Origin of the sequence: Sporosarcina sp. FSL K6-3457 (genome assembly GCF_038007285.1) — a bacterium.
Taxonomy (GTDB): Bacteria; Bacillota; Bacilli; order Bacillales_A; family Planococcaceae; genus Sporosarcina.
Genome location: NZ_JBBOWX010000001.1, coordinates 942,933 through 955,027 on the forward strand (window position 1 = coordinate 942,933; position 12,095 = coordinate 955,027).

Genomic DNA, 12,095 nt, shown 5'->3' on the forward strand with positions numbered 1-12,095 from the left:
TAGGGGGATGTCGACCAACTATGTTTAAGAAAAGCAAAAAGAAGATTAAAGAAGTTCTTACGGTTCCTCGTGAGGATCGAAGGATATTATCGAATGTACCTGACCCGGAAAATATTCGGGGCGCAGCAGATCGTCGAGGTATAAAAGATGGACGAGTTGCTGAGGAAGACAAGGATCCTAACTATATTAATAAAATGAAAATGCTTAGTTTGAGATATGTTGCAGACTTTGAAGTATTAATAATACCAGAAGATTTTAGCAAGAGAGAAGGTCTAAGGACAACAGCAGTTGATATATCGACAACCGGCCTATTAGTTGAAATGTCGGATAATACAAAGATTATTCAAGTCGGAGATACTGTTAAAATGCATTTCGATATTCCTGCTGCAACAATGCCAGAGGGATTTGAATCATTCGTTAAGCTAGAAGCTGTTGCAGTGAGAATATTTTCTGAAAAGGAAAATGGCCAATCAAAGAAGATGATAGCATTTGAATTTAGTAAACCACTTACGGATTATTTCCAAAAGAAGCGTTGGGGCTATTCAGTTTTTATGGCGAGTAGTTTACTCTTCATTGCTGTCGCATTAGTTATGCTGATGCGTGTAGAAAGTGTAATCTATTTTAAATATAATAAGGTTCTCTATTTCTATAGTCTTGTTGCGGCTACTTTTTTGTTAACACGCTATTTATTTGGAGCCTTGTATAGAGAAGTACGGATAAATCCTGACTTTACGCCTGGGGTGTCAATTATCATTCCTTGCTTTAATGAAGAAGAGTGGATTCACAGAACGATATTAAGTTGTATGAATCAGGATTATCCAATTGACAAGTTTGAGGTCATTGTAGTCGATGATCAATCGACGGATGGAACTGTTGAACAGATTGAAAAAGTAGTTGCACTTGTGCATAAGGAAGCAGAACGTTATTTAACGAAAGAACGCTTAAGAGTGCATGTTCTAAAGGAAAATGGTGGAAAGCGAGTCGCTTTAGTAAAAGGTGTTGAAATGGCTAAGCATGATCTCGTTGTATTTGTGGATTCGGATAGTTTTTTAGAACCTGATGCGATTAAAAATCTTGTGCCACCCTTTCAAGATCCCAAAATGGGTGGAGTTGCAGGACGTACAGATGTTGAAAATAAGTATACGAATATGATTACCAAGCTACAAACTGTCCGGTACTATATTGCATTTCGCATTATGAAGGCTGCAGAATCTTATTTTGATAGTGTTACTTGTTTGTCAGGACCATTATCATGCTATCGAAAGGAACTGATTATTGAGCATACGGATGCATGGTTGAACCAAAAGTTCCTTGGACAGCCAGCTACGTTTGGCGATGATCGTAGTATGACCAACTTTATATTAAAGACGCATCGGACAGGCTATCAAGATTCAGCCATATGCTCTACAATTGTCCCTTCGAATATGGGATTCTTTCTTAAACAGCAAATGCGTTGGAAGCGTTCTTGGCTCCGCGAATCATTGATTGCTGGTACTTTTATTTGGAAAAAGGAACCTTTTATGGCTCTGTTTTTCTATGTAGGTTTGATTGTCCCTATTGCCGCCCCAATTATTGTTCTTTACAATATGCTTTATGTCCCAATTGTTCATAATGTATTCCCAACTACATTTCTGATGGGCTTGCTGTTGATGGCATTACTTATGAGTGTTGCTCATCTGTTATTTAGGAAAAGTAAGTTATGGATTTTTGGCTTTGTATTTTGTGCATTCTACGAATTTATTTTGCTTTGGCAAATGCCTGTTGCCTGGGTAACTTTCTGGAAGTCGACTTGGGGGACGAGAGAGACACCACAGGATATAGAGGCGAAAAACAAGAAGATGGCAAAAAAACAAAAAAAGAATCCGATTGCTCTCGAATCGCAATCAATGAAGGATTGATAGGGATGAGGATGGCATAGATGTTTAACAGGAATAAAAGTTCTGTCCTTAATCATCGCAAGAAAAATCGTAGCAAAATAATAAAAACAATCATACAAATGGTGATTATCGTTAGTGTTTGTGCATTGCTGCTTTTTGCGTTGGTTGATTTTAAAAAATATGAAGAACTAGATAAAACCCAATGGACTAATCAGAATGGTTTTATTGCATTATCTTATTTTGGAATCGATCGCACTGGTACGCCAAAGCGAATTTCTAAAAAGGAAATTGATAAGCAATTGAAAGCATTACATAGTCAGGGATATCAGACGATATCACAACAAGATATTATTGACTTTTATGCAAAAGGAAAAGCCTTACCAGAAAAAGCGCTTTTTCTTTCTTTTGAAGATGGGCGGAATGATTCGAGTATATTTGTTCACCCAAGCCTTAAGAAATATAATTATAAGGCAACTTTTCTATCGTATGCCAATAAAATGGGGAATGGCGACGGGAAATTTTTGCAACCAAAAGAAATGCTCGAAATGGTTAAGGGAGGATTTTGGGAGTTAGGGACAAATGGTTATCGTCTTACCTACATAAATACCTTTGATGATGAAGGAAATTACATAGGTGTGAGAGATGAAAACCAACTAAAAAATAAGGAGCATATAGAATATTATAATCATTATTTAATGGATTTTATAAGAGATGAAAATATGGTACCTATAGAAAATAGAAATGAAATGGAAAAGAGAATTAAAGAAGATTATAAATTAATGAAGGATGTTTATACTGAAAAATTAGGATTTGTACCAGAGGTATATATGATCATGCATGCCAATGCACTTTATGGAGGGGTAAATCAACTAATTTCAAATGCGAATGATGAACAAATTAAGGCAACTTTCAATATTCATTTTAACTTGGAAGGTAATGCATATAACGGGAAAGATGGAAATTTGATTAATTTAACAAGAGTTCAACCTGCTCCGTATTGGTATACGAATCATTTGTTAATGAAAATTCAAAAAGACACCGCGGAAAAAATGGAGTTTGTGCTCGGGGATGAAAAACGTGCAAAAATGTGGAGAAATATTGATGGAGTTGCAGAATTTATGGACAATCGAATTGTGCTCACCTCCCCTCCAGCTAAAGAAGGCAGGCTATATTTGCTAAACAGTGCTGATTATGAGGATATAAAAATGATGGCAAGTCTGTCTGGTAATATTGTTGGAAGGCAATCAATTTATCTCCGTTATGATGAAAAGAAGAATACATTTGTTCGAGTTGTACTTGAGAATAATAAAGTTATTGTAGAGGAAAAACCACTTGGAAAAGGTGTAAGGCAGCTCGGCACATACAAGCTGAGTGAGGTTGAACAAAATATAGAAGACATTGCATTTGATAAAGCAACAGTTTATACACATGAACAAACAATGGCAGGAGCACGAACACCTGAGAGTGAGTATCAAATAAATAGTAAGCAAACAAGAGATTTTGAAATTGTCGTTCAAGGAAATAAGTTAAGTGCTAATACCGATGGAGATTATCTATTTGCTGATTTAGAAATTGATAGCAGCCTTACTAAAGGTGGTATAGGGCTTGGAGCATCTTATCATAAGCAAAATAAGAAAGATGATATTTATGATGGTGTATTCGATGATATTGTTGTTAAATCAATTGAAGATAATGGAGATGAAAAGGTTTTATCGAGTAATACGCTTGATGGTTTTCAAAAAGTCGGCGGCACACTGAAAAAGGCATTCAATAATGCTACGAATTGGGTAATTGATACATTTTAACTGGAGGAGATTGAGTGAAGATAGCAATACGAAAGCGTTCGTTCGTTCGTAATATAGTAATGGGAAGCGTAGTTATTTCACTCGTTATAGTTTTAGGATGTGTGAACTTTAAGGACAAAAAAAAATCTCCGAGTGCAGCTCAACCTGAGGTAGAGCTATCGGCATGGCTTGCGGATTGGCAGTGGAAGCCTGGCATTGAAGATTTTAGTAGTATGGCTGATGGTCTATCAAGTGTGCAGGTGTTTGCGGCTTATTTTGACCATACCAATCATCTTTTTTACACACCTGAAAACAAAGAAGCTATACCGAAGATTATGAAAATCGCAGCTCAAGGTAGCGCAGTGAATGTCGATCTATCAATTGTAAATGATCAATTTAAAAAAGATGGAACAGCCATTCAAAAAGATTCGGAACTAATCACAAAGTTGATGTCTACAGCTAAGAGCCGGCGTGCACATATCAAAGATATCGTTAATATGGTTAATGAATATGATTTCCATGGTGTAGAAATTGATTATGAGAAGATTAAAGACGAGGATTGGGACAATGTCAGTGCTTTTTATGAAGAATTATATCAAAAGCTAAAATCAATGGGGAAACCATTGAGAATTGTATTAGAGCCTCGAGCGCCAATTGAAAAAATAAATTTACCGAAAGGTCCTACTTATGTCATGATGGCGTACAATCTTTACGGAAGTCATAGTGGTCCAGGCCCTAAGGCTGATTTTGCGTTTATTGATAAAATGGCAAAAAAAATGGATCAGCTGCCCGGTGAACATGCTATGGCCTTTGCAACAGGTGGATTTGATTGGCCAGCCACTGGGAAAATAGTTGCTTTAACTGAGCAAGAAGCCTTCAAACTGTCAAAAAAGAGCTTGCGACCCCCGAAGAGGGATGCGGCAAGTGGAGCCCTCTACTTTGATTATTTGGATGAGAAAAAAGGCAAGCACACAGTTTGGTACGCAGACGGTAAGACTTTATCCCAGTGGATTGATCAATCGAAAAAAGCTGGTTACTATAAAGTAGCCTTGTGGAGACTTGGTGGATTTGAGCAAACTACGCTCGATTATTTCAATCGATAATCATATACTTTAATTAATAAGGTGCTAATACCTAATTTATCGAAGGGTGAATTGAGTATTTAGTACCTTTTTTGGTGAAAAACAAAATAATATTGTTGAACAGCTAAGTGTATAAGCCTATCGAGTAGTCCTTTCTTATTGAGAAAATCATTAATTTAAGAGAAGTGTAAGAGTCTTTAAAGAGTTCTATAAGAGCGGTGTTATATATTGGGAATAAGGACATGAGGAGAAAGGAAATTTTAAATGATAATACAGAGGAAAGTAGTTACATATGGCATTTTCATAGGTCTATTGCTAATGGGTGCTTGTACAGGTATAGCGGCCTTTTCAAAGGACGAGAAAGGGAGAACTGAAGTAAAAGAAGAGCTTATAGCAGAATCGTTTATTCAACAGCATTTATTAAAAGAGGATGGACGAATCCAAACGAATATAACGGGACAGAAGGATGTCTATTTATCTGAAACTGTTGGGTTATGGATGGAATATTTAGTTATGAAAAATGATTTTGTTCAATTTGATCAACAAGTAGAGACATTGAAAAAATATTTTTTGACGGATGATTATTTAGTAGCTTGGGAATTAAAGGGGACAAATATAGCGCCTGCAAATGCTTTCATAGATGATTTACGGATTATAGATGCCTTATACATAGCGGGGAAACAGTGGAATCATAATGCCTATACAAAATTGGCAGATAACATGAGCAAGAACCTTGTTCGCTATCAGACGGAAGGTAAGCTAATGGTCGATTTTATCGAACTTGAGAGTAAAAATAGAGGGGCAGATGTCACACTTAGTTATATTATACCATCTGGTTTTGACAAGATGAAACAAGCTAAGTTATTGCCTAGTAAAACATATGAAGCAACACGAAAAGTCCTGCTGGATGCCCCGCACTCGGCATTAGGTTTTTTTCCGAAAAAGTATAGCGTTCCTACAGGAAACTATTCATACGACAAAGAAGTGAATTTAATCGATCAATTTTACGTTGGCTACCACCAGGCGCAATGGGGAGGAGACGTTACCTCGCTGCTCGACTTCGCTAAAAATGCTTTTGCGCAAGGAGAAGGAAAGTTATATGGAAGATACGATAGTGTAACCGGAAAGCCGACTGTTGCTTATGAAGCAGTGGCTGTCTATGCATTAGCCATTTTAATGTGCTTGGAAATAGAAGATGTAGATTTTGCAAAAAAACTTTATGTTCAAATGAAAACCTTACAACAAAACGATGAAGGTTTGCCGTACTTAGGAGGTTATATAGATATGGGATCAAAAGATACGCATACATTTGATAACTTACTAGCTTTACTAGCTGAAAGGCGGGGACTCAATGAGAAAGTTTTTTGAGTTAGAAATCCGTATCCTTTTACTGATAACGGTTCTTCTAGTAAGTATGCAAATACCTGCCTACTTCTTACTACAGGAAGGTACATCGGGTCTTCTATTATATATTTTTTTGATTCTACTCCTTGTAGTGGCGTTGTTAATGGGTCCAGTTACAGGATTATTTAGTAGTTTGCTTTTCATTTTTATTATTGGATCTGTGTTGTTTTATCTCAATAGCCCCAATTCGACTTTATTACCCGAGGCATCTCCGTTTCCTTTGCCATTATTTTTGGGGTATGGCCTTCTACTTATTATTCTCATTTTAATAGCTGGTAGTATTCACGATAGAATTATCCGACAAATTAAGAAGAATCGTGAGCTTCAGGAGGAAATTCGACAATTTGTAGCGATAGACGTTGAAACAGGCTTTGATAATAAACATCGTATGGTCGCTGAAGTCCAAGCGGAAATGAGAAGAATCGAACGCTATGGTAATAAATTCACACTTGTATTGTTGCAGTTGGATCACTTAGAAGACTACAAACATTTATATGGAGAGAAAGAAGCAAAGCATCTATTATCTTCGCTAGCGCAAGCAATGCAACAAACGATGCGATCTACAGACAGAAAGTTTCGCTATGCATCTGATCGCTTTGCCTTACTTTTAACCAATACAGATGATCACTCGGTCGACAGTATTTTTGAAAAATTGGCGAATAGTATGACGACTCATCAGTTGTTAAATGGAAAATACGTTACACTATCATTTCGATCGGGATACACCGTTTATGAGCAGGACAAGCCTATTCAAGACTATCAACTATTATTTTCGCAGGTGGAAAGTGAGATGGTGGCACGTGAACTTTAGACGATTAGCGGTGGTAGTAGTGATTGTTTCTCTTTTTCAACTACTGCATAGCACGTCCACCATTTACGCCGAAGAAAGGTTACCGAGAATTGCAATGGTCTATATGACGAGCGATAATTTGCCGAATGCCGATGTATATTTTTTGGAAGCAACTGTTTCTGCATTTGCCAATGAGGTTGTACTCTTTTCTGCAAATAAAATAGAGCCTGATGTTATTCAACAAAGTGATGTCATCGTATTCGTTGGCAATGACTCCGGTATTGTACCGGAGTCGTTAAAGGGAGTCATCCGGCAATTTAAAGGTGGCATCATAGCTTTCGGCCATAATGTGGAACAACTCCAACCATATGATGAATGGCGCTTTTTAGGGCTGGAGTATATTCGATTACTAGATGGAAAAACATTTTCAAAAATTTCAGCCATCACGAATGTACTTCCCCCAAATGGAACAGACATTCTTTCTGTTGGGAGTACGTTAGATGAACAAATCCCCTTTATTTCGAAAAAAGGACGGCTTTCTTATATTGCATCTACATCATTTGGAGTTGAGCAAAAGCATGCACTATCACGCTCACTCTACACGTTGCTAGATCAAGAACTACCAACTGCTCATCAAGCGTATATACGTCTTGAAGAAATTACACCACTAACTGACCCGAAGCTCGTTAAAGAGATAGGGAACTATTTAGCGGATCGTGACATTCCTTTTTACATGGCAATCACACCGGTTTATGTAAATCCTAAGACAGGTGATCAAACTTATTTTGAACAAAATAAGGAACTTGTCCAAGTTATAAAGAGTTTACAACATCGTGGTGGCATGGTTATTGCGCATGGCTATACAGGTGCATATCGCTATGAAGAAGCGGGGAAAAGTCCCGAGTTTTGGGATGATAGATTGAATCAAAAAATAACGACAGAACAAACGAATATTTTTCCGTCACCCTTAAAATCGCGTTCTGCTTTCGCATCCGAGGAAATGTACCAGTCGTATACAAAAAAAATCAATCAAATCGAAAAAAAGTATATTGATCAAAAACTTACAAAATCGGTTGAACAGTTAACGGCTATTGGTTTGTATCCACTGGCATTTGAAGCACCTGAGTACATGATGAGTTCAAATGGTTACCATGTCACGTCTAATTATTTTTCTTCGATTTTTGGAAAAGTCCAGTTTAGTAATAATGATTCAAATATAATGGATGCGCCCCTATTTGCATCACGTTCAGCAATTCTTTCGGGCATGATGCTTTATCCAGAAACGATTGGTTATATCGATCCGGATTTACTAGATCCATATAAAGAGATGGAGCTGGCAATTGAACGCCTTGAATCAGTGCCAGGCTCTATGATTGGAGGATTTTATCATACCTATCTCGGGTTAGAATATTTACCCCGTATGATTCAATTGATGGAATCTGTTCCAGATTTAGAATGGCTTGATTTAAACAAAACAGAACAAATGGTCCAAACAGGCCGTGTCACAATTCGGCAAGAGGAGAATGGCTCTCTACAGGTAACATCGACAATTACTGAAGTAAATCGTTTGCTGCAACGACTGGAAGGGCGTCTATTTGATGTTGTACTTTGGATTTTAGCAGTTGTCGTCACCTTATTTTTAATAGCATTCTCTACGTATATTTTAGTACTCAGGGCTAGATTAGGAAAACGGTTGTTTGGGGAGAGAAAAATTAGTGGCTAATCTATTATTTTATGCATCACTTATATTGATTTGGATGATGCTACTTTACCATATGTTTTTAATGCAAGGTGGTTATCTCCATTTTAAAACGCTGGAACGCGTCATTCCTAAATGGGGAAAAAATATGATTAATCTACCAACAGTGAGTGTGTTCATTCCAGCACACAACGAAGAAGTTGTCATTGGACAAACATTGGAGGCGATGTCACGTCTGCACTACCCAAAAGACAAGTTAGAAGTCATTGTTATTAACGATAATTCGTCCGACCGTACGGGTGAAATTGCAGCGTCGATAGCAAAAAAGCACCCCTTTATTCGCGTTATTGAAACAACGGAACCGAACAAAGGAAAGGGCAAGTCGTCTGCTCTCAATGAAGGGCTCAAACAATCGACAGGCGAAATTATTGCTGTGTACGATGCAGACAATACACCAGAGAAAATGGCGATTTGGTATTTGGTAATGGGTTTGTTGAATGATGCAAGGGCTGGTGCGGTAGTAGGAAAATTTCGTGTTATTAATGCTAAGCAGACATGGTTGACTCGGTTTATAAATATCGAGACCATTTGTTTTCAATGGATGGCTCAAGCTGGTAGGTGGAAGTGGTTTAAAGTTGCGACGATTCCGGGGACAAACTTTGCTATACGTCGAAGCGTTATGGAGCAACTAGGCGGTTGGGATGTACAAGCGTTAGCAGAAGATACTGAACTCACAATACGAGTTTACGAACTAGGCTATCATATACGTTTTTTTCCTGCCGCGATAACTTGGGAGCAGGAGCCTGAAACGTTAAAGGTTTGGTGGAGACAAAGAACAAGATGGGCACGCGGTAATCAATATGTTGTCATAAAGTTTCTTGGCCAATTTTTCAAGTTAAAACGAAAACGAATTGTTTTTGACTTGTTCTATTTTTTCTTTACGTATTTCATCTTCTTTTTCGGGGTTATTGTGTCGAATGCTTTATTCATTATCAATTTGTTTTATGATTTAAACTTAACGATTGGTAATATTTCACTTGCGCTTTGGATTCTTGCCTTTTTACTCTTTTTAGCAGAGGTGATGATTACATTAAGTATAGAAAAAACGGAGATGAATAAAAAAAATTTCTTTTATGTTATTTTGATGTACTTTACTTATTCACAAATGTGGATTGGAATCGTCGTCTATTCACTATTCCTAGAAACGAAGCGGGTATTATTCCGCGAAGAAGTTCGCTGGTATAAAACAGAACGATTTGCTCAGCAGAAAATGGAGGAAAAAAATGAATCGAATTAAAGTATGTATATGGGTAATAGCAGTTAGCCTTTGCGTGTGGCTCGCTCCACTTCAAATTAGCGCCACTTCAAATGTACCAATTCAACTATCAGATGTGAAATTAGATGTACAGGAGTCATCCACTTCACGTCAAATGATCACAAATAGCCCCATTGAATTGATAGGACCTGAGCAGGAAATGACACTCTCCTACGAGTTACGTTCAGATGCAGTCGAGGGTGATAATGAGCTTGTCTTGAACGTTAAACATTCTGAACTATTAATAGCGCCTTCATCTTTAACAATTAGTGTGGATGGACAGGCAATCACATCAAAATCGTTAAATGGTGAACAAATGACTGAACAAATAATAATTCCTTTAACTGGGGAAGCACTGGAAAAAGGAATCCATAGTGTCACGGTTTCTTTTTATGGAATCATCATAGAGGGAGTTTGTGTCGATCAGGAAACATCAGGAAATTGGTTAACAATCGGTATCGATTCATATTTTCAACTAAGTGGCCAGTTGAGTGAGGAGTTACAGTCTTTAGCGGACTACCCAAAAATATTTCTAGGGACAACCAATAGTCCTGTCCGTATCGTTATACCGGACAAAGCATCTATGCCAACGTTGAATAATGGAATGATAATTGCAGCTTATTTGGCGGAACGATCAGATGTAGATGAAGCTGTTCAAATTGTACGTGAATCGAGTGTAAAAACTATTTCAGGAAATGTGATTTTTCTAGGAGCGAAGTCTGAATTTACTACACCATTTATGAAGGATTTATTACAAAAAGCTAGATTACCTATTAACGATGACTCACTTGTTTTGTCACGCCATGAGCTGGTCGATGGTAATCAAAAAGTTGAAGCACTTATAGTAATGGCAGATTCACCAGAAGACTTTGAAAATCGAATTGAGATTTTAATGGATGCCCAATTTGTAAAACAATTATCAGGGAATCAGATGAGCATCACCAAAGTTCCCGATAGGGTTAAAGAGGTCTATCAGCGGGAAATTCCATTAAAAAAATTCGCAATGGAAAATTTAACATTGGATAGCTATCAAGGAAAGAGCCAGAACTTCTATTATTATGTGCCGGCAGCCTTTCAAGAGCATCAGGCTATCTCGTTAGAATTACACATAAAGCGCTCAGAAACGATTACAGCTAAAGAAAAACAAGAAGATGAGAATTTATTAAATAGGAATGTTGAGCTTGTCGTGTTAGTAAATGACGTACCCCATTCCGTTGATATTCGAGCGTTGACAGATGCTAAAGATGGAATTTTCACTGTAGATGTTCCGATTGATGCCAGTGCAATTGGAGAGAATCGTATGATTAACCTTCAATTTGCATCAAATGGCTTGCGACAAAAAAATCCTTGTGTGAGTACGGATGAGAATCGTTGGATTTATATTATGGAGGATAGCTTCTTTACACTTCCATTAGAGGATCGTTCAAGTGTCCGTACGTTAGCAAGTTATCCTTCGCCGTTTGCAGGTGAACAAGATGACACAACCATCGTATTGCCAAATGATATGAATATTGAAGACAATCAATTACTTCATTTGTACCGCTCACTGAGTGTATGGGGAAGCTTACCAAACTTAACGCTTAATACTGCGAAAGATATAACAACAGAGGAGTTAAGTGATCGGCATGTGGTCTTTATTGGTGGACCAGATGTTCAACCGCTGTTAGATGATATTGGGGAGGATTTGACTGTTCCTTATGAAAATGGAACACCCAACTTACAGTTATTCGGTTTTATCCAAGAGGCTGTAGAAATGTTTAGCTGGATTCAGCAAAATCCTTGGAGTGACAAGCAACATAGTATGTTTGTGTTTGACCATAATACGTCGGAAAATGTAAATATGGATAAGAAGTTTCTTGATTTTTTGAAAAATATGAATGAAGTATCTACTATTGCAGTAAAAATGAACAATCAGCAGTTTTATACAAATGCAGTCCAACTTGAAAAGGTAGTTGGAGAAGTCAAAACTGCTCACTTAGATACGAGTGAGGGCGAGTCAGTGCTATCAAATTGGTGGATAGTAGGATTTATTGGACTACTTGGCTTTGTTACCGTACTAATGATTATTCTATTTAGAAAAAGAAAGCAACAAAATTAAGGAAAATAGTTATTGACAAATAGGCATGGAGGACCTCATTTATTGT

The 12,095-nt window shown here is 37.4% G+C and carries 8 protein-coding genes; all 8 read left to right on the forward strand.

Annotated features, from left to right (window positions below; all coding sequences use genetic code 11):
* Positions 1-20 precede the first annotated feature (20 nt).
* The 8 genes from N1I80_RS04575 (at position 21) to N1I80_RS04610 (ending at position 12,049) form a co-directional block, all read left to right on the forward strand.
* Positions 21-1,898, forward strand: coding sequence for a glycosyltransferase family 2 protein (locus N1I80_RS04575; protein WP_340736758.1), 1,878 nt, complete (start codon positions 21-23; stop codon positions 1,896-1,898).
* 20 nt (positions 1,899-1,918) lie between these two features.
* Positions 1,919-3,682 (forward strand): polysaccharide deacetylase family protein, encoded by a 1,764-nt coding sequence (locus N1I80_RS04580; protein WP_340736759.1) that lies wholly within the window; start codon positions 1,919-1,921, stop codon positions 3,680-3,682.
* A gap of 14 nt (positions 3,683-3,696) precedes the next feature.
* Positions 3,697-4,764, forward strand: coding sequence for a glycosyl hydrolase family 18 protein (locus tag N1I80_RS04585; protein ID WP_340736760.1), 1,068 nt, complete (start codon positions 3,697-3,699; stop codon positions 4,762-4,764).
* A gap of 243 nt (positions 4,765-5,007) precedes the next feature.
* Entirely contained in the window at positions 5,008-6,111 is a 1,104-nt protein-coding gene (locus tag N1I80_RS04590) for a hypothetical protein (RefSeq protein ID WP_340736761.1), read from the forward strand.
* Positions 6,095-6,958: a GGDEF domain-containing protein gene (locus tag N1I80_RS04595; RefSeq protein ID WP_340736762.1), complete on the forward strand. Its 864-nt coding sequence runs from the start codon at positions 6,095-6,097 to the stop codon at positions 6,956-6,958. The genes N1I80_RS04590 and N1I80_RS04595 overlap by 17 nt, the downstream gene beginning before the upstream one ends.
* A complete protein-coding gene (locus N1I80_RS04600) occupies positions 6,948-8,660 on the forward strand; it encodes a DUF2334 domain-containing protein (protein WP_340736763.1) in 1,713 nt (570 codons plus the stop codon). The genes N1I80_RS04595 and N1I80_RS04600 overlap by 11 nt, the downstream gene beginning before the upstream one ends.
* The gene (locus tag N1I80_RS04605; RefSeq protein WP_340736764.1) at positions 8,653-9,933 is read left to right on the forward strand and encodes a glycosyltransferase family 2 protein; all 1,281 of its coding nucleotides are present in this window, start codon (positions 8,653-8,655) and stop codon (positions 9,931-9,933) included. Before N1I80_RS04600 ends, N1I80_RS04605 begins: the two co-directional genes overlap by 8 nt.
* The gene (locus N1I80_RS04610; RefSeq protein ID WP_340736765.1) at positions 9,920-12,049 is read left to right on the forward strand and encodes a cellulose biosynthesis cyclic di-GMP-binding regulatory protein BcsB; all 2,130 of its coding nucleotides are present in this window, start codon (positions 9,920-9,922) and stop codon (positions 12,047-12,049) included. The genes N1I80_RS04605 and N1I80_RS04610 overlap by 14 nt, the downstream gene beginning before the upstream one ends.
* Positions 12,050-12,095 lie beyond the last annotated feature (46 nt).

Coding starts and splice junctions, on each gene's coding strand:
- N1I80_RS04580 (WP_340736759.1), top strand. CDS start 1,919: ATGTTTAACAGGAATAAAAGTTCTGTCCTTAATCATCGCAAGAAAAAT.
- N1I80_RS04595 (WP_340736762.1), top strand. CDS start 6,095: ATGAGAAAGTTTTTTGAGTTAGAAATCCGTATCCTTTTACTGATAACG.
- N1I80_RS04590 (WP_340736761.1), top strand. CDS start 5,008: ATGATAATACAGAGGAAAGTAGTTACATATGGCATTTTCATAGGTCTA.
- N1I80_RS04610 (WP_340736765.1), top strand. CDS start 9,920: ATGAATCGAATTAAAGTATGTATATGGGTAATAGCAGTTAGCCTTTGC.
- N1I80_RS04575 (WP_340736758.1), top strand. CDS start 21: ATGTTTAAGAAAAGCAAAAAGAAGATTAAAGAAGTTCTTACGGTTCCT.